Origin of the sequence: Frankia sp. R43 (genome assembly GCF_001306465.1) — a bacterium.
Taxonomy (GTDB): Bacteria; Actinomycetota; Actinomycetes; order Frankiales; family Frankiaceae; genus Parafrankia; species Parafrankia irregularis.
In genome coordinates this window covers 754,284-776,479 of sequence record NZ_LFCW01000006.1, presented here as the reverse complement: position 1 = coordinate 776,479, position 22,196 = coordinate 754,284, and the positions used below count along the sequence as shown (strand labels likewise).

The 22,196-nt window shown below is 71.3% G+C and carries 22 protein-coding genes and 1 pseudogene; 13 read left to right on the top strand and 10 right to left on the bottom strand.

Annotated features, from left to right (window positions below; genetic code table 11):
• The 6 genes and pseudogenes from ACG83_RS27680 to ACG83_RS27655 all read right to left on the bottom strand — a co-directional run.
• Positions 1-1,087: pseudogene (locus tag ACG83_RS27680) on the bottom strand (type VI secretion protein); the annotation flags it as partial.
• 192 nt (positions 1,088-1,279) lie between these two features.
• Positions 1,280-3,256, bottom strand: coding sequence for a VirB4 family type IV secretion system protein (locus ACG83_RS27675; protein WP_054569119.1), 1,977 nt, complete (start codon positions 3,254-3,256; stop codon positions 1,280-1,282).
• A complete protein-coding gene (locus tag ACG83_RS27670) occupies positions 3,253-4,215 on the bottom strand; it encodes a PrgI family protein (RefSeq protein ID WP_054569118.1) in 963 nt (320 codons plus the stop codon). Before ACG83_RS27670 ends, ACG83_RS27675 begins: the two co-directional genes overlap by 4 nt.
• Positions 4,216-4,273: 58 nt before the next feature.
• The gene (locus ACG83_RS27665; protein WP_235498217.1) at positions 4,274-5,647 is read right to left on the bottom strand and encodes an alanine and proline-rich secreted protein Apa; all 1,374 of its coding nucleotides are present in this window, start codon (positions 5,645-5,647) and stop codon (positions 4,274-4,276) included.
• Positions 5,647-6,294: a pilin gene (locus ACG83_RS41680; RefSeq protein ID WP_235498216.1), complete on the bottom strand. Its 648-nt coding sequence runs from the start codon at positions 6,292-6,294 to the stop codon at positions 5,647-5,649. The genes ACG83_RS27665 and ACG83_RS41680 overlap by 1 nt, the downstream gene beginning before the upstream one ends.
• Entirely contained in the window at positions 6,291-7,028 is a 738-nt protein-coding gene (locus ACG83_RS27655; protein WP_054569116.1) for a hypothetical protein, read from the bottom strand. Before ACG83_RS27655 ends, ACG83_RS41680 begins: the two co-directional genes overlap by 4 nt.
• Before the next feature lie 338 nt (positions 7,029-7,366).
• Here ACG83_RS27655 and ACG83_RS27650 point away from each other — a divergent pair, with 338 nt between their 5' ends.
• The 5 genes from ACG83_RS27650 to ACG83_RS27635 all read left to right on the top strand — a co-directional run bounded on the left by ACG83_RS27650 (position 7,367) and on the right by ACG83_RS27635 (position 12,679).
• Entirely contained in the window at positions 7,367-7,969 is a 603-nt protein-coding gene (locus ACG83_RS27650; protein WP_054569115.1) for a hypothetical protein, read from the top strand.
• Entirely contained in the window at positions 7,956-8,828 is an 873-nt protein-coding gene (locus tag ACG83_RS27645; protein WP_054569202.1) for a TRM11 family methyltransferase, read from the top strand. The genes ACG83_RS27650 and ACG83_RS27645 overlap by 14 nt, the downstream gene beginning before the upstream one ends.
• Before the next feature lie 303 nt (positions 8,829-9,131).
• Positions 9,132-9,353, top strand: coding sequence for a DNA-binding protein (locus ACG83_RS42955; protein WP_083473598.1), 222 nt, complete (start codon positions 9,132-9,134; stop codon positions 9,351-9,353).
• Between the two features lie 117 nt (positions 9,354-9,470).
• The gene (gene xerC / locus ACG83_RS27640) at positions 9,471-10,949 is read left to right on the top strand and encodes a tyrosine recombinase XerC (RefSeq protein ID WP_054569114.1); all 1,479 of its coding nucleotides are present in this window, start codon (positions 9,471-9,473) and stop codon (positions 10,947-10,949) included.
• A 434-nt stretch (positions 10,950-11,383) separates the two neighbouring features.
• Complete coding sequence (locus ACG83_RS27635) at positions 11,384-12,679, top strand: helix-turn-helix transcriptional regulator (protein WP_054569113.1); 1,296 nt, start codon at positions 11,384-11,386, stop codon at positions 12,677-12,679.
• A gap of 17 nt (positions 12,680-12,696) precedes the next feature.
• Here ACG83_RS27635 and ACG83_RS27630 read toward each other — a convergent pair whose 3' ends face one another.
• Positions 12,697-13,353, bottom strand: a complete 657-nt coding sequence (locus tag ACG83_RS27630; RefSeq protein WP_054569112.1) for an HAD family hydrolase — start codon at positions 13,351-13,353, stop codon at positions 12,697-12,699.
• Between the two features lie 232 nt (positions 13,354-13,585).
• Between ACG83_RS27630 and ACG83_RS27625 the strand changes: the two genes are divergently transcribed.
• The 5 genes from ACG83_RS27625 (at position 13,586) to ACG83_RS27605 (ending at position 17,659) form a co-directional block, all read left to right on the top strand.
• Entirely contained in the window at positions 13,586-14,434 is an 849-nt protein-coding gene (locus ACG83_RS27625) for a methyltransferase domain-containing protein (protein WP_091285807.1), read from the top strand.
• A gap of 91 nt (positions 14,435-14,525) precedes the next feature.
• Positions 14,526-14,756: a DUF397 domain-containing protein gene (locus tag ACG83_RS27620; RefSeq protein WP_063793211.1), complete on the top strand. Its 231-nt coding sequence runs from the start codon at positions 14,526-14,528 to the stop codon at positions 14,754-14,756.
• On the top strand, positions 14,753-15,913 hold the full coding sequence (locus ACG83_RS27615; protein ID WP_054569110.1) for a hypothetical protein: 1,161 nt from the start codon (positions 14,753-14,755) through the stop codon (positions 15,911-15,913). Before ACG83_RS27620 ends, ACG83_RS27615 begins: the two co-directional genes overlap by 4 nt.
• A gap of 349 nt (positions 15,914-16,262) precedes the next feature.
• A complete protein-coding gene (locus ACG83_RS27610; protein ID WP_054569109.1) occupies positions 16,263-16,772 on the top strand; it encodes an NUDIX hydrolase in 510 nt (169 codons plus the stop codon).
• A 47-nt stretch (positions 16,773-16,819) separates the two neighbouring features.
• Positions 16,820-17,659 carry a hypothetical protein gene (locus ACG83_RS27605; RefSeq protein WP_054569108.1) on the top strand — a complete coding sequence of 280 codons (840 nt, stop codon included), beginning with the start codon at positions 16,820-16,822 and terminating at the stop codon, positions 17,657-17,659.
• A 173-nt stretch (positions 17,660-17,832) separates the two neighbouring features.
• Here the strand turns inward: ACG83_RS27605 and ACG83_RS27600 are convergent, their stop codons facing one another.
• The 3 genes from ACG83_RS27600 to ACG83_RS27590 all read right to left on the bottom strand — a co-directional run bounded on the left by ACG83_RS27600 (position 17,833) and on the right by ACG83_RS27590 (position 20,538).
• Complete coding sequence (locus tag ACG83_RS27600) at positions 17,833-18,243, bottom strand: ribonucleotide reductase (protein WP_193209794.1); 411 nt, start codon at positions 18,241-18,243, stop codon at positions 17,833-17,835.
• A 245-nt stretch (positions 18,244-18,488) separates the two neighbouring features.
• The gene (locus ACG83_RS27595) at positions 18,489-19,025 is read right to left on the bottom strand and encodes a hypothetical protein (RefSeq protein ID WP_200931383.1); all 537 of its coding nucleotides are present in this window, start codon (positions 19,023-19,025) and stop codon (positions 18,489-18,491) included.
• A 154-nt stretch (positions 19,026-19,179) separates the two neighbouring features.
• The gene (locus tag ACG83_RS27590; RefSeq protein ID WP_152991527.1) at positions 19,180-20,538 is read right to left on the bottom strand and encodes a hypothetical protein; all 1,359 of its coding nucleotides are present in this window, start codon (positions 20,536-20,538) and stop codon (positions 19,180-19,182) included.
• A 317-nt stretch (positions 20,539-20,855) separates the two neighbouring features.
• On the opposite strand from ACG83_RS27590, the gene ACG83_RS27585 reads away from it, so the two are divergent.
• The 3 genes from ACG83_RS27585 to ACG83_RS27575 all read left to right on the top strand — a co-directional run bounded on the left by ACG83_RS27585 (position 20,856) and on the right by ACG83_RS27575 (position 22,181).
• Positions 20,856-21,167, top strand: a complete 312-nt coding sequence (locus tag ACG83_RS27585) for a hypothetical protein (protein WP_054569106.1) — start codon at positions 20,856-20,858, stop codon at positions 21,165-21,167.
• A gap of 67 nt (positions 21,168-21,234) precedes the next feature.
• Positions 21,235-21,591, top strand: a complete 357-nt coding sequence (locus ACG83_RS27580) for a hypothetical protein (protein WP_054569105.1) — start codon at positions 21,235-21,237, stop codon at positions 21,589-21,591.
• A complete protein-coding gene (locus ACG83_RS27575; protein WP_054569104.1) occupies positions 21,588-22,181 on the top strand; it encodes an ATP-binding protein in 594 nt (197 codons plus the stop codon). Before ACG83_RS27580 ends, ACG83_RS27575 begins: the two co-directional genes overlap by 4 nt.
• Positions 22,182-22,196 lie beyond the last annotated feature (15 nt).

The following is a 22,196-nucleotide window of genomic DNA, read 5'->3' as shown; positions in this document are numbered from 1 at the left end:
GGGACAGTCCCGGGACGGCGGTGTCCAAGGGCAGGTGGGCGAGGGCGGCGAGTTCGGTGACGGCGAGCAGGTCCCCGCGGCGTAGCCGGCGGGCGGCGAGCAGCGGAACCGGGTGGGGCAGGCGAAGTCGGCGCAAATAGTTGTGGCCGGCGTACAAGGCGAACGCGGAGGCCAACGCGTGGGCCCGGCCGCGCAGTATCACCACGGCACGACGCTGCTCGTCGCTGTCCTTGGGTGGGGCGAGGTGGGCTGCGGCGTAAGTGACGGTGGCCTCCCAGCGTGGTCCGACGGCTTTGATGCCCATGGCGCGGGACGCGGCGGAGTCCTCGGGCGGGGTCGGCCCGGCCTGGCCCACGACCTGCCCGGCCGCCGGGCGGGGCCCGGCGTGCGGGGTGATCAGATCGAGGGCGCGACCCACCGGGCTGGGGGCGTACTGGCCCCGCTGGCGCGCCGCCGCCCGGCGCGCCAGGGTCAGCCGCCGGCCGGTGACCGGCCGGGCCAGCAGCTGGACCACGGCGGCTTCGTCGTCGTCGAGCTCGGACGCGGCACTGAGCAGGGAGCGGATCGGGTCGCCGGAGGTGTCGGCGCGTAGCGGGAGAACATCGACCTGCGCGAGGCGCAGCTGCCCGCCGATCGCCAGCGCGTCCCCCGGCAGCGGCGCGTCCGCCGGCCGGGTCGTGGTCCGCGCGCCGGGCCACGCGGCCTGCACCGCCCGCTCCACCATGCCCGGCGGTACCGGGCCGGGGACCCACAGCCGAATGACGGTCCCCGCCCGGGTGGCGAGCAGTTCCCAGCCCAGATGCGGCTGGCCATGGATCAGCCGGTCCCAGAAGGGGCGTTGCAGCCCACCCATCTGCCCCCAGAAGATCTCCGCCGCCTGGGCGGACACCTCGGGCGGGGTCAGGATCTCCACCGTCCGCGCCCCCTCGCACAGGACCGCGTGCCGGTGGGCGCGGACCCGGCCACGGGCGTAACCCGTCGCCACCACCACGGCGAGGGTGAGGACGGCGAGCGGCCACCAGCCGGCATGACCGGCCAGCCAGCTGCCCGCGCCGGTGAGGATCCGGCCGGGATCGGTGAGCCACACCGGCACCTCCGGAGCGGGCGGAGGGGGCGGTGGAGGAACGGGGGGGAGCCCCGCGGAGGGGGCCGAACTGGCGAGCATCACGAAGGTGCCTCCAGGCAGACGAGCAGGACACACAGGACATGGCCGGACGGGATCGACGGGCCGGCGTCGTGCCGCCGCCGGGGGTTTCGTCGGCGGCACGACCGGGGCGGGTTAGAACGGGTCGGTGTCGTCGTCCACCGGCCGGACAGCCGGCCGGCGTGGACCACGACCCAGACCGGTCTCCGCCTCGGCGGGGGTCTGCGGACGGGCCACGTCGCGCGGGTCGCCGTCGCCGGCATCGATGCCGGCGGAGGTGGTGGTGGTGTCGACCGGGTCTGTGGTGATCAGGTCGTATTCGGCCGGTGAGGCGAGGACGCGCAGGGCGGTGCGCTGCCCGGTTCCGGTGAGCAGGAGGGCGTCGCCGGGGCCGGCGGTGAGCAACTGGGTGGCTTCGCCGTCGGTGAGCTTGTAGACGCGGCGCAGCTCGTCGATCACGCTGGGGTCCTGACGCAGCAGGATGTGGGTGGCCGCGTTCGCGACGACCGCCCGCCCCAGCTCGGAGCCGAGCAGGTCGGCGGAGTCCTGGGTCGCGATGGCGAGCCCCGCCCAGTGCTTACGGGCCGCCTTCGCCAACCGGAACAGGAACGTCGCGCCGGCGGGGTGGGACATGAGCAGCCAGCCCTCGTCCACCACGACCAGGCGTCGGCGGCGCTTCGCCGGGTCGGCGACGGTCCGCCAGATCGCGTCCAGCGTGAGCAGCGTCCCGGCCGCCCGAAGCTCGTCGGGCAGGGCGCGCAGGGAGTACACGACGAGGTGCCCGGTGGGCTGGGTGCTGGTCGGGTGCGCGAACAGGCCGGCGTAGGACCCCGACACGAACGGGGCGAGACGGGCAGCGAGCGCGGGGCCCGCCGGGTCCTCAAGGCCGGTGAGGACGGCGGCGACGTCCGCCAGCAGGGGCGCCGGCCGGGTCCAGGTGCCCGGGTCGCCGGTGATGCCCGCCTGCTGGTAAGCGGTGAGGATCGCCGCGTCCAACACCGCCCGGTCCCCCGCGCCCAGACCGCTGTCGGGGCCGGTGCGGTCGCCGAGCAACGTGGAGATCAGGGTGTGGCAGAACAGAGCCCGCCGTGTGAGCAGGTCGGGGTCGTGCCGGGAGTGCGCCGGCAGGTCGAGCGGGTTGAGGTGGACTCCGGGGGCGCCGAGGGCGAGGCGGGTCCCACCGACGGCGTCGGCGAGCCGGGTGTACTCGTCCTCCGGGTCGATGACCGTGACGTGGACGCCCTGGTAGAGGGAACGCAGGACGTCGATCTTCATCAGGAAGCTTTTCCCGGCGCCGGACGCGCCGGTGGTGACGGAGTTGTAGTTCGGCTGCGCCCACCGGTCGTGCATGACAAGGCCTGTCGAGTGCAGGTTCGTGCCGAGGACGACCGGGGCGGCGCCGGGGCGGGTCGGGTCGGGAAGGGGCTGGTCGGGGGTGGTGAACGGGATCCCCGCGGCGAGTGCCTGGGTGTCGAAGGCCCGGCGGATGTGGAGGAGGTCCAGGCCGAGGGGCAGGGTGGAGACCCAGCCCTGCACCGTCCGATAGCGGGCCCGGCGCACGGTGAGGAGCAGGCTGTGCGCGAGCGCGGTGACCCGCGCGGCCTCCTCGGCGAGCTGCTCGCGGGTGTCGGCGTAGGCGGTCAGGTACAGGCCGACACGGAACAGGCGTGCCTCCCCGCGGGCGACCTGACGGGCCAGCTCCCCGGCGTCCGCGGCGGCGGCGTCGAGCTCGGGGTCGACTAGCCGGCCCGCGGCGGCGTCGGCGCGGCGGTCGGATTCGAGCCGGCCCAGCTGGCGGCGTAGCCGCAGCGCCGCCAGCGCGGGTGGAGTCGGGTCCACGTGCAGGGCGACATCGAGCCGGCCGGGGTAGGCGAGCAGCGGCTCCATCCATCCGGGTCCGACTTCCCGTGGGTAGCCGACCACGACGATGGTGGTCGCGCAGATCCCGCTGACCTCGACCTGCCCCGACTCGACCAGCAGCGCTGGTGGGGTGAACAGTGCCGGGCCCCGTGCCGGGAGCCCCGTGCCTGCCCCCTGCCTGCGGCCGGGGAGCAGAGGCCGGCGGCCGGCTGAGGGCGGGGTGAGGTGCGGGCGGTGGTGGGTGCGGCTCATCGGCGGGCTCCGATCTGGGTGTGGCCGCGGACCGGGCCGGTCGCGGTGACGTGCTCGGGGGGAGGCGGGGCGGAAGGGTCGGCGGCGGCGGCGAGCAGGCCGGTGAGTTCCGGGCCGGTGAGGATCCGGCCGCGTAGCCCGGCGGCGGCGAGCAGGCCGAGGGCTTCCTCGAGGCGGCGTGCCGCGGTGGCCGCGGCGGTGTCCCGCCCACCACGGCCCGGCGGGACGGGCTCGTGGGCGGTGAGCAGGATCTGCCGGCTCCGCAGCTGCCGGCTCGCCGCGAGATCGGCGAGGAACACGGCGTGATCGACCGCGGCGGCGGCCAGCGCCGGGTGGGGTGCCTGCTCGGCCAGAGCACGCAGCCGGTCCAGGTGGGGATCGAGACGAACCGGCACGCCGCGGACGGTGATCTGCATGCGCCCGGACGAAGCGTTGAGCATCCGCCCGTACCCGGTGACCTTCCGCGCGGTGTCGGCGTCGCCGGCCAAGGCCAGGTTCACGCCCTGGATCTCGGCCACGACGGCGACCGCGCCATGCAGGTCGACGACGCCGTCCGCGTCGACGTCGCCGGCCAGCGGCCTGACCGGCACCGGCTGGCGGCGGCGGGCGGCGGGGATGTCCGGGACCCAGCCGGGCTGCGCGGGCACCCCGTCGGGAGCGGCGACGTGGACCTTGGGGGTGCGGTGGTGGGCCAGCGCCGCGGCGGCGTACCGGTCCGCGGTCACCCCGCCGCGCTGCCCCAACGCGAGCGCCACACCGGCGCCGAGCAGCGGCACGACCAGCAGCGCCACCACCGGCAGCGGCAGATACGGCGACGCCGTCCAGTACACCGCGAGAGCGAGCAGCACCGGTGGCGCGAGCAGCGTCAGCTGCCGGGCGGTCAGACCGGCCAGGATCCGGTCCGGCCGATCGACATCGGACGGAATACGAACCCGATCAGATCGGGATGTTTCGGGCATAGACAGGCACGACCTTTCAGGCCACGACGTGGCAGAAGGCGAAGGAAGAGCGGGAGGATCAGAGGGGAATGCCGAGCCGGCGGGCGCCTTGGCGCAGCAGCCGGTACTTCACCAGTGAGAGGACGGTCGATTTCCCGCCGCCCATCAGGTGCTGGGTGGCATACGACTGGAGTTTCACCGCGAGGTAGAAGATCGCGGCGGAGGTGAGCAGGTTCGCCAGGGTGTCCGACGTCGGGATCGGGTTGGAGGCGCCGTCATCGGTGGCGAGCAGGACCCGGATCCCCAGGGTGAGCAGGATCGACTGGCCGACCTGCACCGCCAGGCAGCCCCCGAGTGCCCGCCACCACAGGTTCGCCGCGCCCTCGGTCCAGGGCAGGCCGTGGCAGATCAGGAGCAGCGGGCCGGCGACGGCCAGGGCCATCATCGCCGCCACCCGGATGATCCACCCGACGATCAGCATCACCATCAGTCCGACGACGCCGATCGCGAGCAGGACGAGGAAAATATCGGCCAGGGCGCCGGCGGCCAGCACCGTGAGCAGCACGCTGAACGCGCCGCTGCTGTCGAGGTCGCCCATGTCGGTGAAGGCCCGGGACAGGGCGTCCGCGGCGGTGATGGCCCAGCTCATCAGGGGCAGGGAGAGGTTCGCGGCGCCGAACCCGAGGATCATCCGGGGCAGCATTTCCTTGGCGGTGGCGCGGGTCTGGACGCTGTCGTAGCCCATCGCGGCGACCCCACCGGCCATCAGGACCAGCAGCATCAGACTGTCCGCGATCAGCAGGCTGCCTTTCCACAGCTCCCGGACCCGTGGCTGCTGGGTCACGTCCGGGGTGGACAGCACTGTCTGCCCGAGCAGACGCACCACCGGTTCGACCGCGGCGGAGACCAGCCCGGCGAACCAACCGTTGATCGCCCGCAGGATCCGCCCCGGGATGTCGAGCCAGCCGAACGAGAGCAGGCTGCTCACCCAGCCGCCGTCACCGCCCGCGTTCGGGTCCGGGGACGCCCCGGGCTGAGGGTTCGGGGCCGGGGTCGGCTGCCCCGCCGCCGGATCCTCACTCGGGTCCGCCGGCGCTGTCGGCGCGAGCTCCGCCGACGGCGGCGGCGGGACATCGCCCGCACCGGTGTCCGGTGCCGGAACCCCGTCGGAGGGACGGGGGGTGGCCCCGGCGGAGGGGGCAGGTGTAGCCCCGGCGGAGGGGGACGGCGCCGACGGGGATGCCCCCGCCTCCGGGGCGGAGGGGGCCACCTGCTGCGGCGGAGTCCCGGCCGGAGCGGGTGCGGGAGACGCCGCCGGAGGGGCCGGAACCGTGACCGCGTCGGCGACCCCGACCGACCCGGCCAGCACCCCCGCACCCACCGCCAGCACACACACCGCCACCCCGGCCCGCCGCGCCCACGGCCGCCGTGGCCTGCGCGGTGGTCGGGGCATCAGGCACCGACCACGGACTGCAAGGCCTTCAGCAGCAAAGGGGCAAGGACGGCCAACCCGTAGCCGAGCGCCGCGTTTCTAAATGACCCTTTCGCCCGCTCGACCTCGCCGGGATCGCCGTTCGCGCTCGCGTACCGCGCCGCACCGAGAGTGAAGAAGAACGTGGCGACCGTGGCGAGGATCCCCATCATCCAGTTCCGCGCGTTGGTCAGCACGGTCTCCAGATCCGGCGCGGTCGATACCCCGGCCGGCGGGGGCGGGGCCACCGGCGCGACCACTGCCGCATCGGACACCCCTGCCAGGACGATGACCCCGACGACAACCCCGGCCAGCAGCACCGCCAGCCGCAGCAGCCGCCGCCGGTCCGCCTCGCTGCCCTTCCCCTGAGCCAGCCACGGCTCGTCGCACACCAGAAGAAGCAGCGCGAACACCGCGCACAGCACCGCCGCAGCGACCCGGGCCCACCCCGCCGGCGAGCCGACCAGTTCCCACCCGGGACCAGGAGCAGACCCGGCCGGGCTCAGGACCCACCCCAGACCTCCGGCGAGCCCCGCGCACACCCCCAGCCACAGGTCCACCGGCACCCGCCCCACCCGACGACGCACCGCACGCACCAGCCGGGACCACACCGCCGAGAACCGGGTCATCGGCCACCACCCGTGCCGGGGCCCAGCTCACCGGCCCCGACCGCGACGGCCAGCTCCAGCTCCGCGGCGTCGCGGCGGATCGCGAGCTCCTCACCCGGGACACCGCTGCGCTCGGACACCGCCGCCACCGTCACCCCCTGCAGCCGGGTCAGCGCCAGCAGCCGCGCGTCCGGCGGGCTGATCACCGCCCGTTCCACCGCCTGCGCGAGCAACCACCGAGGCTCGAGCCACGGCCGCGGCAAGGCGCCCAGGACCGGAAGGTCCATTCCGGGCTTGCGATAGCCGGCCACCTCGACCAGCCCCGCCTCGTAGGCACCGAACGCCAGACGGCCGGGGATTCCCCGCGTCCCGGCGGGCAGCCCGGCGTACACGTCGATAAAGCCGGTCAGCACCTCCGCGTCCAGATCGGCGGCCTCGCCGCGGTAGACCGGGGCCAGCGTGGCCGTGATATGCCGCAGCGCCGGCATCGCCATTCCCACGGCCGCGACCTTCCACGCGTCCACGTCCCGCGCCGCGAGAAGAAACGCCCACACCGCGTTCCGGGTCGCCCACGAGGCCTGCGGCCGAGTCATCTCCACCCGCAGGTCCCGCAGACCGAACCACCGGTCCGCCAAACCCGGGAAATCGGCGCCGTTCACCCCCAGCCCACCCGGGGATTCCGTCAGGGTCAGAAACGACGTCTCGACCAGATCCAACGCCGATCCCGTCGTGTCCTCAAAATCGTGCACCGCCATGGATGGACTCCCGTCCGTGAGGCCCTGTGTTTCGGTCGGCCCCAAGGACGCCACACCCCATCTGACGGTGATCTGACACTGATCTGACACTCGTCCACGCCCAGGCAGACAGGGCGAAAAGGCCTCCGGAAGCGATCTGACGGTGATCTGACACTGATCTGACGGTGATCTGACTCTGATCAACAACGCTGCCGTGAACCCCGCAGATGATCAGAGTCAGATCTGTGTCAGATCACCGTCAGACGGTCTGGAAAACACTCGGCCCCACACACCCCATCCCGCCGCCCGCCGCCCTTCCCAGGGTGGCGTGCGCCGGAATTCCCGTGCGGAGGAACCGAATGCCCCAGCCCCGTCCCAGCCGAACCACACAGCCGCGGATCATTCCGCTCACCGTCTGGCCCACCGCCACCCCGGAAATCTCCGGGGCTCTCCCCGCCGAGGCCGCCGCCCGCGCCCTCGCTACCTTCAGCAACACGCGCGACCTTGTCATCAGCCTCGACGACAGGGGAATCCTCACCGGGGCCGCTGACTATCTTCGGCGCCGCTACATCGCGCTCCGCCGCACACCGGAGGGCACCATTCCCGGCAGCACCAGAAACTGGGACGGCGACGCGGGACTCGTCATCGACCACCCGCCCGCCGCCAGCCCGGAAACACTTCTCGCCGACCTGAGCACCCTCGCCCGCATGCTCCGACCCGGGGGATATTGCCTCACCGTGCACACCCCTGCCGGCGGGTCCGCCGATCCGCTCGCGGACACCATCACCGCAGCCCGTGCAGCCGGGCTGCGCTACCTCCAGCACATCATCATCCTCACCAGTCCCATCCAGGACGACGGCCTTCACCCCCCGGCGGACATCCCGTCCGATCACGGGCCCCTGCATCCGGTCCACACCGATCTGGCCGTGTTCGCCAAGCCCGGTGGTGGTGCGCGTGGCTGACCGCCATATCCCCGTCCCGCTCACCGTCTGGGCGGTATCGCAGACCCATCCCCGTTTCCAGCGGCTGAACCGATACGTGCCCGAATCCCTGGCGCATCCCGCCCGGATGCTGCCCGCTCTCGCCCGGCACATCATCGACGCCTTCACCGAGCCCGGTGATCTTATCGTCGACCCCATGTGCGGTATCGGCACCACACTGGTGGAGGCCGCCCACCTCGGACGGAACGCCCTCGGGATCGAATACGAGTCCCGCTGGGCCGTCATCGGTCGCGCCAACGCCACCCTCGCGCTCACCCAGGGCGCCACCGGGACCATCCGGCTCCTCACCGGAGACTCCCGCCAGCTCCCCGACCTCGCCCCCGAGGCCGCGCGGGGAAAGGCCGCGCTGGTGCTCACCTCGCCGCCCTATGGGAAAGCGACCCACGGCACTGTCGAGGCGGACCGTGAGAACGGGGTCCGGAAACGGGACTACACCTACAGCACCGGCAGGGGAAACCTCGCCAACACCGACCTCACCGATCTCCTGGCCGGATTCACCGAGATTCTCACCGGCGCCGCGGCCCTTCTCCGCCCCGGTGGAATCGTCGCGGTCGCGGTGCGTCCGTACCGCCAGGACGGCGAGCTCGTCGACCTTCCCGGCGCGATCCTGCACAGCGCCCAGCAGGTCGGGCTCGTCCGCGTCGCCCGCGCCGCGGCGCTCCTCGCCGGTCTGCGCCAAGGCCGTCTGGTGTCCCGCACGACGTTCTTCGCCCTCCACAACGCCCGCACCGCCCACGCCGCCGGCACCCCCCTCCACGTCACCGCCCACGAGGACATCCTGCTTTTCACCACCCGGCCGATACCCGACCAGCAGACCTGACACCAGCTCTGACCTGCATAAACAGGACCTGACGGTGATCTGACAGTGATCTGACGGTGATCTGACACAAGTTGCACACGCAATAACAGTCAGATCACCGTCAGATCATCTTCGGACCCGGGGGCGCCCGCCCCGGCGCGCGACGGTCCGCGCCGGCACCGCCGCGCCGCCCGCCCGCCCGCCCGCCCGCCCGGCGGACGCCCCCGGCCCTTTCCCGTGCCTCTCGGGGAGCCCTTTCGGGAAGCAGCGCCGAGGCTCGCCCGCCCCCAGAGGAGAACCGCACCCGTCCTCGCGAGGAGTCGAGTGAAGACGTGGACTGAAAAAGAAATAGATCAGCTCGGGGCACGAGTCGGCATTGTCACCGCCGGTGAAATCCTCGGTATCGGCCGGACGAAGGCCTACGAACTCGCCGCCCGCGACGAGTTCCCCGTCCCCGTACTCCGCATCAAAGGCCGCTACCAGGTACCCACCGCACCCCTCAAACACCTTCTCGGGATTCACAAAGAAAATGGGGAATCCGCTTGACAGGAAACGAAACGACCGGGCTGAATCGAATGCGTTCCCGGGCGGCGTATTCGATTATCCGACCGGCCGGGCCCACCACATTCTTCGCCTGCTACTGGAGCGCCCGTGACGAGTCCCATGGCTAACCCGAACGGATCGATCTTCAAGCGGTGCGGATGCCGCGACCCGGAAACCCGCCGGCAGCTGGGAAACAGCTGCCCGAAGCTCCGCAGGAGGAACGGTATCTGGAGTTCCCATCACGGGACCTGGCACTACCGCGTGGACCTTCCTCCGAGCGCCGACGGCCGCCGGCAGGAAGCGCGCCGGTCTGGTCTTCCTTCGCACGACGCGGCCAGCGACGAGATCAGGAATATCCAGGATCTCGTGGCCATTCCCGGGAGCGACAGCCACGGCGTCGGCCAGATCCGGGACCTCATCCTCGACGCGATCAAAGCCGGGGATCCGCTGCCGGATCCCGCCGTGGTCAAGGAAAGGTACCGGCGCCGTGCCGACCTCAACCCGCAGATCACTGTCGGGGAATGGCTATACACCTGGCTGGCGGGACGTCGCACGATCCGACGGTCCACCCGCGAAGGGTACGAGGTATCGATCCGCATGCACCTGGTGCCGTTCATCGGGGACATCCGGCTCGATCAGCTCACGATCGGCCATCTCGATGACATGTTCGACCGGATCGACATCCGTAACGAGACGATCCGGCGGATCCGCGCCGGGAAGGACCCCGAGCGTCGGGAGATGTTCAAGGGGCAGAAAGTCACCAGCGACGCCTACAAACAGCGGATCCGGGCCACGCTGCGCGCGGCGCTCAACCACGGCATCCGCATCGGTCTGATCACGTTCAACCCGGCGGCGTGGGTCGAGCTCCCTTCCGGGAAGCGACCCAAGGCGTTGCTGTGGACGAAGGAACGTGTCGCCCGCTGGCGCGCCACCGGCGAGGTTCCCTCACCGGTGATGGTGTGGACCCCGGCCCAGACCGGTGCTTTCCTCGACCTCGCGGAAGCACGGAACGACCGGTACTACGAGCTGTATCACCTCATCGCCCACCGTGGTCTGCGCCGTGGAGAGGCCTGCGGTGTCCACTGGACCGATCTCGATCTCGACGAGGGCAGCCTCACCGTCCGCTGGCAGATCACCCAGTACGGGGCGGACACCGAGATGGGCGCCCCGAAATCCGATGCCGGAGACCGGCAGATCTCCCTCGACGCCGACACCGTCACGGTTCTCCGTCACCGCCGTGCCCGCCAGAACGCCCACCGTCTCTCCCACGGCGCGCACTGGGCCGACAACGGTCTCGTCTTCACCGAACCCAACGGCTCTCCGCTCATTCCCGATGAGGTCACCAAGCATTTCAAGGAGCTCGTCGCCGCCGCCGGCCTACCTCCGATCCGCCTGCACGATCTGCGGCACGGAGCGGCGACCCTCGCCCTCGCGGCCGGCGCCGATATCAAAGCCGTCCAGGAACTCCTCGGACACGCCAGCATCGCCATCACCGCGGACACCTACGCCCATATCCTCCCCGAACTCGCCCGCGAGATAGCCGAAGGCGTCGCCCGTCTCATCCCCCGCCAGAAAAGCGCCCGCACCATCAAGGAATAGCCAGGCAGAAGGGAGGGCCCGGACACCGTGACGGTGTCCGGGCCCTCCCTTCTGCCTGGCAGGACCGCGCACGACGCGAACGCGGGACCGGTTCCCCGGCGGCGGCTCCGCCGGACCCAGCACGGGCGTGATCGGCGCGCGGCAACCCGACCCGGCGTCCTGCGGCGCCACCGCGACCCCCGTTCGGCGGTGGCCACGACCCCGCCAGTACGTCGTCGCGGGTCGGCCTGATGGTCGGGGGTGCGGGTCAGGTTCCGGGTCCGTTCGTCCGGTTCCCGATCGTCCGGCCCCGCCGGCCAGCAGGCGCGGTCGCCGGCGTGGGCCGGTGCCGTCCACAGCCCGTCCACTGGCGACCGGATGATGACGGAAGGTAGCAGGTCGGCTAGCGTCGTGCCGTCGACGGCTCCTGCCGGACGATCTGTGGGAGGTGGGCAGTGGCAGGTCACCGTCATCCTCCGAACCGGAACCTGGCCTGGGAACGGCTCGAGCGTGGCTGGTCGCAGGACGAGGTCGCCCGCCGCGTCGGCGCGGAGATGGACCGGGCCGGTGAGACCTACACCGGTCTGTCGGCCAACACGGTCCGCCGCTGGGAGACCGGTGAGCGCCGTCCCGAACCTCGGTACCGCAAGCACCTGGTGACCCTGTTCGGGAAACCCGCGAGCGAGCTCGGCCTCCTGACAGAGGAGGAGCTCAGGATGCGCCCTGACACGTCGAGGAGACGGGAGGACGGCATGGCCAGCGAGTACTGGGACCGCGCCGCGGTCCTGCGCGCGATGCTGGGAGCGGGAACGCTGCCGCTGCTGAGCCCGCTTCTGTCCGCGACACCGGCCGACGGCGCTACGCCGGCCGGGTCGTCCGAGGTGGCACCCGGCGCCTACGCGAGGATCGCCCAGGGGCAGTGGGAGCTCTACTGGACCAGCCCCGCGGGTCCGTTGTTCGAGGCGTCCTACGCGCACACCCATCTGGGTGTCGCGCTCGTGCGCGGAGCCCGTGGCGCGGACCGCGTGGCGCTCGCCGCCGGGCTGGTCCAGTCGGCGTTGCTCACCGGCCGCCTCGCCTTCTTCGATCTCGGTCAGCCGGCCGTCGCCTCACGGTGCTACGAGGTCGCGCTCACCGCCAGCAGGGAGGCCGGGGACCACGCGTTCGCCGCCGCGGTCCTGGGCCATATGGCCTTCGTGCCCGGCTGGGGGCGGGATCCCGACGCTGCGCGGAACCTGATCACCGCCGCGTTGCAGCACTGCTGGCACGGCGTCGATCCCCTCGTCCGCTCATGGTTGCACGGTGTGTCCTCGGAGATCGAGGCCAGAAGCTGCGCCCCGGCGGCCAGCCGTCACCAGATCGACCTCGCCGAAGCGTCACTACCCGACGGGGGCAGCGGTCTGGCCTGGTTCGACTTCTACGACGCGGCCCGGCTGGACTCCTTCGCCGGCTACGCCGCCCTCACCACCGGCGATCACGCGGAGGCCGCCCGCCGGCTCACGGCGGCGGCCGGCGGGCTCGGGACGCGGGGAGGCAAGCAGCGGATCGTGGTGCTGGCCGATCTCGCGGGCGCCTGTGGCGGGGATGGTGACCGCGTCGCGGACTACCTCGGCCAGGCGATCGAGGCGCTCACCGTCGACTGGTACGCGACCGGCCTGGACCGTGTCCGCGCGCTGCGGCCCCTGCTGGGAGACAGCGCGCACGGCCGGCACCTCGACGGGCGGATCCGAGCGCTGTCACCGGCACCCTGACCTCACCCCGGGGGGTGTCAGCGCGCCGCGTTGTGGGCGCGCACCAGATCGGGGAGGTCGACCAGCGAGTCGAGGTGGAACAGGCAGCCGTCGGCAACGGCCGGCTCGGTGAGGATGTGGCCCCACGGGCCCCGGCGCACCAGCGCGGTCGCCAAACCGGCGGCCTGCGCGGGGCGGATGTCGTTGTCGAGCCGGTCCCCGACGTACAGGATCTCCCCGGCCGGGCAGCCCGCCTCGGCGATCAGGCGCTGGAAGAAGCCCGCCGCGGGTTTCTCCACACCCCAGCCGTCCGAGGTGCCGATCACGTCGACGGGCAGGTCCAACGCCCGCAGGAGGGTTTCGGCGCGGGCGGTCTGGTTACCCGCCAGCCCGACCCGCAGGCCGTCGGCGCGTAGCGCCGCCAGGCAGGGCCGGGCGTCGGCGTACAGGTCGTCCTCACCGAACGACTCCGGCCGCCCGGCCGCCGCGCGCCGTTCCCGTTCCACCTGGAGGTCGAACCCGGGCCGGAACACCTGGAACACCAGCCGGTAGTCCAACCCGCGGGCGATCACCGCGCCGAACACGGCGGAGAACGTGTGCCGCGGCACCCCCAGCCAGTCCGCCCACGTCCCGTACTCCCGGGACTCGTCCACGATCGTCTCCCCGACGTCGAAGAACACTGATCCGATCGGCACGCGGTGCCCTCCAGGCTGGTCGAACAGGGAATGGTCGCAACGTTTCGGGGGAAACTACCGAAGGCCGCCACCTTCCGTCGTCGACCGGTCGCGGTTGGACGGAGAGTGGACGGTACCGCCCGCACCGGGGGCCGGGTTTCCTGGACAGGCCGGAGAACGGGCGGGCCCGCAAGCCCGGATATCCCAGCCGCTCCGCCCGGCCAAGGCGATCACGTTCGGGAGGGCGGATGCGATGCGTATGACGGAGCCGGCGCAGGCGTGGCCCACGCCCGGCTGGGCCGCGGGAACGACGTCGGTCGACCAGCGCCGCGCGCAGGTCGAATGCGCCCAGATCCTCGACGACGCCGGCATCAGGCCCGGTGAGCATGTCGTCAACCTCGGCGACGAGACCGCGCTGCTCACCTTGGAGGCGCTGCGACGCGTCGGCCCCGAGGGCACCGTGTCGACCGTCACCCCGCGGGTGCCCGTGATCCGGCAGGCGAGGCCGATGCCCGGCGCAGGCACTGTCCGCTGGATCGGTACGGACCCGTTCACCCTGGACCTGCCATCCGCGTCGGCGCAGGTCGTCGTCGCCAACCGGGTGTTCGCCTACCGCGCGCCGCTGCGCGGCCTGATGGCCGAGGCCGCGCGGGTCCTCGAGGTGGGCGGGCGCCTGTCGATCCGCGAGCCGCTGCACGCCGAACAACGGGTGGAGCTCGACTGGCAGGGCATCGACCCGTCCGAGGTCGATCTCGTCCACACCGCCGTCGGGAACGCGACCCCCGCGCTACGCGCCGCGCGCCGCCTCAGCGAACGCGGACTCGTCCTCGCGGGCCAGCTGACAGGCCTGGACGCCGGGCTTCCCCGCTGCGACTGGGTCCATGTGGATCTCCGGGAAGTCGACGCGGTGAAGGCCTACCTCTCCCGCCCTGTCACACCCGGTGGCCCGTCCACGGCACAGCTGATGAGAAGCACGATCACAGACCAGCGGCTCGTCGGCAGGTACGAACAGGCCCTCGTCCGGGGCGCGGAGCACAGCGGTGTGCGCATCACCTTGCCGGTGATGCGCCTCACCGCCGTCCGTCGGGCCCTGCCCCGATAACACCCCTCACCTCCCACCATCCGGCCAGGCCCACGCTGTCCCGCGCGGCGCGAGGCCGGCCGTCCCCTCACCCGCCTGAGCGAAGGAAACCGTGTCCCGATCCCTCACCAACACCCCGGTTCTCTCCACGCTGGAGTGGCGGCGGCCCTCCCACCCCGCGCACCCGGCCTCCGACGTCCTCGAGGTGGCAGTCGACGGCACCCGCGTCCTGATCCGCTCTGGTCTCGGCCCGGCGCTGCGCAGCTCACCGGCCGCGCTCGCCAACTTCGTGCAGGCGGCGAAAGACGGCGACTTCGACGACCTGCTGCCCACGGCGCCATGACCGCCGGCGGCACGGCGAACACGTCGACCCGGGCGCCGCGCGCGGCGATGGTCGAGCGGATCCTCGCCACGACACCGCTGTCCGCGCCGGTGCAGGCGGCGCTGCGGACCGTGCCACGCGAGCGCTTCCTGCCCGGCCTCCCCGCCGAGGAGACGCACCGCGCCGCCGCCCGGCGCGGGTACGAGGCGTGGGCGTCGACGCCCGCCACGGTCACGGTGATGCTCGACCAGCTCGACGTCCAGCCCGGCGACCGGATCCTGGAGATCGGAGCCCCGGACGGCTACAGCACGGCGCTGTTGTCCGTGCTGACGGGCCGCTGCGGCACCGTCCTGACCACCGACTTCGACCCCGCCGCGATCCGCGGCAACACCACCGGCCTGCACACTCTGTGCCACAGCAACATCACGGTGGTCGGTGGGGACCTCACAGCCCGACCGCACCTGCCCTACGACCGTGTCCTGCTGCACGACCCGACCGGCATCCACCCGGCGCTGGCCCGGGAGGTTGCCGACGGCGGACGGCTCGTCCTCCCGCTGCGCCTACGCGGCCTCGAACGCACGGTGGCGTTCACCCGGGACCGCGACCTGCTCGTCTCCGACTCGATCCGGCCCGTCCCCGGACACACCCCACGCCCCCGGCGCACCGCGGTGTTCCTCACCGCCAGGGCACGCCTCGACGCCGCCGGCCACGACGTGGACCCCGCCGCGCTCCGGGACGCCGTCCGCGGACCCCAGCACCTCGTCCGGACCGGTGTGACCCTGCCCGCCCTCCTGATCCCGCGCCTGGACCTGGCGCTCGCCACCACCCAGCCGGTCTACGGCCGGCTGTACCTCGAGACCGTCAGCGACCAACGGGCACCGCTCGGCTCCCCGTACCCCGGCGGCGTGTCGGCGGTGTGGACCCGAGACACCCTCACCTTCCTCGACCTCGAACCCCACCCCGACAACACCGTGGAGATTCGGGCCGCCGCCTACGGCCCCGACCGACACCGGACCGCCGACCTGCTCGCCTACGACGTCCAGATCTGGGACAGCCAGCGCCGTGAAGGCCCCGATCCCCGCATCCGGATCCACCCACCCTCCAGCGCCGGGGACACCCCACGACCCGGCCAGATGGTCACGGCGGCGCGTGCCCAGGTCGTCCTCGGCTGGGAGTGACCGTCCTTCTCTGGAACAAGACGGGAGTGGCAGGCCGTCCGCATGTGATCGCCCGAGGTGCGCGATGCCACACCATCGATAGTGATCTTGTCCCCCAACGGGGGACAAGATCACCAGCGCGAGGGTCGTCGCAGATCCCGAGCAGCGCGGATGAACGGACGGATCCCCGAGGCTTGGAGAAGGCCAGCGGACGCGAGGACCTCGGCCGCGAACCGACCCACACCGATCGCACCAGGCCACAACCGTCACCCGAAAGCCCGCGCGACGGCCGGCCGACATTCCCACCGAGACCGGCTTCTTTCCGGCGCCTACTCGGCCGGCCGGCGCAGGATCCGTCTACGGTCACCAGATGGGTGACGACGGTGCGGCGTTTCGGTGGTGGCCACGGGCGATAGTCCCGCCGCACCTCCCCGTGACACAGGTCTACGGATGGCTCCTCGACACCACCGGCCGCGTGCTGCTCCAGGACATCGACGGCTGGCACAACCTGCCCGGAGGAACCCCCGAGGACCGTGACCGCGGGCTGGTCGACACCCTCGTGCGCGAAGCACGGGAGGAGAGCCAGGTCGAGATCCTCCAGCCCGTCTACCTCGGCTTCCAGGAGGTACACCGGCCCGGCCGGGCCCCGTACGCGCAGGTCCGGATGACGGCGAGGATCAGCCGGTTCGACACCCGGCGTCCGGACCCGGACGGAGGGCGGACCTACCGGCGATTGATGACCTCGCTGGCCTGCGCGCCCGGCCTGCTCGGCTGGGGCCAGCCCGCCCTCGAACAGGCGGCACAGGTACGGCGCGTGGCCGCCGTCCGGTGGGGGCTGCCCGTCACGGCCCCGACCGCGCCAGCCGGCTACATGCCCTGACCGAACCCACTGGAGATCGCGCGCCGGTCCCAGGTGAGCATCGAGGGATGACGGTGCTCGATCTGCGGGAAACCCCCGTCCCGGACGTACTCGACCACTGCACGGCAGCGCTCCGCGTGGATCTGGACCGTGCGCATCCGGCCTTCGGATGGGGCGGTAAATCGGTCGGATTCGGCACCGACCGGGGAACCTGGGTCAAGATCCAATTCCGTCCCGTGTCACGGATCAACGAACGGATCTGGGCCGGGGAGGAATGCGCCTCCGTCCTCACCGGCGTGTCGAAACCCCAACTATTGGGGTCCGTGCGGTGGGCCGACTCCTCACGGGACCTGGTGTGGCGGGCCGACGAGACGACCCGCGTCAAAGCACCCACGGTCAGCTCCACACCGGAACTGCGGACAGAACCGCAGGGCCTGTCCGACGGATGGTGGGAGACCCTGCGCGGATCACTCACCGCACTCGCCGGGGCGACCACGACCCGCGTCGCGGTCCGGCAGGACCTGATCGACAGGAGGATCTCCGAGTACGCCGGCCCGGCCGTGGACCCGAGGGTGGACGAGTGGGTGCCGGCGCACGCCGATGTGCACTGGGCGAACCTGACCGCCCCGCGCATGGTCCTGTTGGACTGGGAGGGCTGGGGCCTGGGACCGCGCGGGCTCGACGCCGCGACCCTGTTGGCGTTCTCGCTCCTCGTCCCCACGGTCGCCACCCGGGTGTCGGACCTGTTCACCGAGGACCTGTCGTGCCGATCCGGCGCCCTGGCCCGGCTGTTCATGTGCGCCGAACTCCTGAGAATGACCAGCCACCACGGCGACCACCCGGACCTGGCCGGCCCGCTGACCCGCGAAGCAGACCGCCTCGTGATCACACTGTCTGCGCCGACGTAAAGCCATCCGGCGCCGCTGCCGATCCCGCGGACGGACCCGCTCGACCGCCACCCGCCACACACGACTCGTCCGAGCTGGCCGGGGTCCGCGACGAGCTCCGCGCAGACCCCGGCCAGGCAGAAACAGGTGGCTCCCCAAGCGGACCGCGGGGAAGCCTGACGAGCCGACGCCGGCTAGAACTTTCCCCGGGCAGAGCCGCCCGCCGGTGGGAAATCCAGCGCCAGACGCCGCACCACATAGTCGATGATCGACATCGCCTGCGGGATCTCAGGATCGTCGGTCACGCCCGACGGCTCGAACCGCAGGCCGGTGAACTGCGCGACGAACGTCGCCAGCGGCACACCATGCGCCAGACCCGTCGAGATCGCCGACGAGATGGTCTCCGCCATCCCCCTCAGCGTGGACCCCTGCTTCGCCATGATCAGATGAATGTCCGCCAGCGACCCATCGGCATGCACCGAGGTGATGAGGAAACCGTAGGCACCGCCGACGGTGAAGGCCCTCGTCACGGACCGCCGATGGCGCGGCGCCCGCCGTACCATCCCTCCGGACGTGTGGGTTTCCCTCGTCAGCGTCGCGTCCACCAGGCAATTCCTCTCGATTGACACGTTCATCCTGCACAGCCACATCCAACGGCAACCACAACCAGTAGCGGCATCGCATAACGAGAAGTGCGAGATGTTGTGGTCGGACCGCGATGCCAGCATAAGGCAGCGGAGAATCCCGCTTCGTAGCGCAGGCATCGGCCCGTACACTCTCGTCCGGCCGTGCATCGCAGTCATAGCCGGATATCCCTCCAGGGGGATCCGGCGCCGCCACCGCGGCGGCATCAGTGATGATGCACGGACATCTCGCGCAGCGGGCTGTCCGCCGCGATCTTCTCGCACACCGCCAACAGCCGCGGATGCCCCCTCAACCGGACATAACCCTGCGGCGGATGGAACCCACCCGGCTCGGTCCGCAGCTCCTCGACGGACCGGCCCGAGTACTCGGTGACACCCAGGATCGGAATCGCGAAGGCCCGCTCCAGGTCCCGCACGTACTCCAACACGCTCGCGCCGTTACCCACCCGGGCCCGCTCCGCGATCGCCGCGACCCGCTCCGGCGCATCCACCACCGCCGGCCCCAGATCGATGACCGCCGCCAGCCGCGACACCGGCGCGTTCAGGTAGACAAACCAGCGAACCGGGCGGCCCTCCAGGAACCGGCGCCGGAACTCGTGCGTCTTCAGCCCCTGCCAGATCAGCTCGTAGTACTCGGCGTGCAACGCCATCAGCACCGGCTCGGCAGCCATCACCTCACCGGTCGACGCCGAACAGACCCGGCTGCTGCATGCCGTCCCGCCCATGCCCTCCAGGCCCGTCACAAGAACTCATCGTGCCCGCCCCACCGTTTTCCCGTCCTACCGAGGGCAACCCAGACCACAGGTGTCCGCGCCGCAAGGACACGCCCACGGCGAAGATCAGGTAACCGACCGTTCTCCCCGGAAGATCGTCAAACCCTGAGCCTGGGGGTATCTATCAGACGATTGTGGCGGGAATGTCGAGCTTCTTGCCGAGCGCGATGACTTCCGGGGCATGCCGGTGGTCGACGGTGAGCTGGGCGTGGACACGGCGGGCTCGCTGGACGACGGTGGCCGCGGGCCAGGTGTTGGACAGGGTCAGGGCGTGGACTGCGGCGTTAGCGGCTTGTCCGGGGTCGTCCTGGCTGAGACCGCGGGCCAGGGCGCACCAAGCGAGCGCGGATCCTTCCACGTGCTCGGACGGGTAGATTTCGATCGCGTTCTGCGCGTGATGGGGGGCTACGGGGTCGTCGAGCTCGGCGAGGGTGAGTGCGTGGTAGAGCGTGCGTTCGGCGGGGTCGAAGTGGCCGGGTCCGGGGAGCCGGGTTGCCGGGAGTGGGAGTTCGTTCATCCGCTCGAGCGCGGCACGTGCGCGCGGTGGTCGGCCGGCTGCCGCCTCCGCGGACGCGAGGTAGGCGGCGAGGCGGGGCGCGGTGTACTCGTGAACATCGGGAGCGCGTAGGGCGGCTTCTGCGACCCGCGCCGCTTCGGCGTAGCGGCTGGCGTTGAACGCGCTGCACGAGCGAAGACCAGCGACGGCGCCGGACAGCAACGGGTCCTCGGCGGCGGCGGCGTACTGCTCGGCGACGACTCCGAAGGCTGTCGCGAGCCTGCGGTCACCGGAGTGGTAGCCGAGGCGGGCGAGGTAGTAGGCGTATTGGCCGGCGATCCCGGAGATCCGTGCCTGGGCTGCGGGCAGGCGGGTGGCGCGGCCGATCGACTCGGCCTGCTGGTAGCAGTCGAGGAGAGTCGCGAGGAGCTGGTCGTGGGGCGTGGACCAGTAGGACTCGGCGATGGCGGTGGTGCCTTCGTCGAGCTGGGCGACCGTCCATTCTGACGGTTGGGCCGAAAGCGCATGGGACGCATTTTCGGCGAGGGCGAGAGCAGCGGCCATGGTGGGAGCTGCTACGCCCAAACGGAGCACGTCGCGTCTGTCCGTCGCTCTCACCTCCTCGGGTCGGTGTGGTTCCACTGTGATCCCCGCGGTGGGGGGAAGTCCATCCGCGGGGATGGGAAGGCGGATGCGGATGGCGGTGTCCTCCATCACCGCTGACTGCCAGAGCGCCAGCAGCTCACCGTCCGCTTCCAACGCGCGGTCGAGGCCTTCGGATATTTCCAACGTGGGCAGAGGGACTGGTTTCCCGCCCCGGTGACCCTGGATAGCGTCTCGAACTGTGGCCCGGTCGACGGTGCGCCACGCGGTGCTCATCGCGCGTGCCAATCCGGAGATCTCCGCCTGGCGTGCCTCCCTCAGCGCCTGGGCCTGGGCGTGGTACCGGGCACGAGCTGGCCGGCCTTTCGCGTTGTCAGTCTGCACGGTGGCTCCCCTCATGCCGGCCGTGTCGGGTGAGTGGGAACTGTTCCCACCCAGGGTGGGAACAGTTCTCGATCTGTCACAGGTCTGGCGCGGAGTGTGTCATATCCCTAGCGCGGCGAGAACACTCCGGATTCCCGGTCCAGCAGAGGAGCGCATCGTGCACGTTCCCACGGAAGCGCCAGGCAGAGCGGTCGCGGGCCACCGGACCGGCAGCCCCGGCCCTGCGAAGGACACGGACCGATGCATGACGAAGGCATCACCTGCGCAGGTAGCGGCGCCGAGGCCCGCGGCTGGGCCGCCGGAACGTCCGCGGTCGAATGGTCATCCTCGAAGCCGACCCCGGCATCATCGCCCGCCGCTTCAGCGACCGCGGTGCCCACAACCGCTTCCAGCGCACTCCGGGATCCAGCCACGCCGAGGCCCACGTCTACCGCCAGGCCACCGACCGCCTGATCCAGGCCGGGTTCGACGTCCTGCGCGTCGAGTGCGGCCAGCGCCCGCCGGAGGCAGCCGCCGTCATCACGACCACCTCCCGACCTTCTGCGCACCAGCAAAGGAAATTGCGGGCTAACCGCAGGGAGCAGCAAGAACCTGGCCCCATGGCCGGGTGTGCTGGATGGCGCCTGTGATCAGTCCGGGAGTCGGCACACCCACTGTCGCTCTACCGCCTCGACCGGCCCCAATGGAAGGAGTTCCGTGCCGCAAACCTTCTACGGCTACATCTCGCTGGAAAGCGACGACGAAACCGAGATAGAACGCCTCCACGATCTTCTCACCGCCCACGCCCAGGCAGAAGGCCTGACGCTGAGCGAGATCCTCGTCGACCGCAACACGCCGCCAGGCCGGATCATCCGCGCTGGCCTCACCGTCATCCTCGACGCCCTTCTACGCACCGAAGGCTGCGGGGTCCTGATCGCAGGCCCCCACCAGTTCTCGTCGATCCCGGCGGTACGCCGAACGATCCAGAGGGAGATCGAGAGCCTCGGGGCGACGGTGCTCGTCATCCCCGGCACGCAGACCACGCAGCGGTTTCCCCTGCCCAATCCAGCGTGAACCTCCCGTCCGCCGCTTGCCCGCAGCCGACCGCCCACCTGCGGGCAAGCGTCCACCAGTTCACCGCCATCACGACCGCCCCGGCCCTGGCACGGGGCACGACAGCCCACCTGTTGGACAGCTGGGGACTTCCAGACCTCATCGAAACCAGCACACTCCTGGTGTCAGAAATCGTCACCAACGCCGTCCGCGCCACCGAAACGCCGACATACCCCGGCCCCGCCGTCATCGCCATGCGTATCAGTTGGACCGCCTCGAGCCTCATCATCGAAGTCTGGGACCGCAATCCAGCGCCACCCGTTCTTCAGACACAGTACGTCCATGACGAAAACGGCCGAGGCCTCCACGTCGTGGAAGCGTTGAGCATTGCCGCGGCCTACTATCCGGCACCCACCGGACAAGGAAAAGTCACCTGGTGCCAGATCGAGGCGCCGATACTCGCTCAAGTAGAGGAACCGAGACCGCTTCTGCCCCGCCGATGCCCCAGTGTCGCCCGAGCCGATCCCGGCATGGTTTTCGATGACCTCGCAGTGCTCGCACGCGTTCGCGACAGCCTGCGAGCACTCGATGTTCATCTGCCCCGGATGTGACCACGGCGGCAGGAT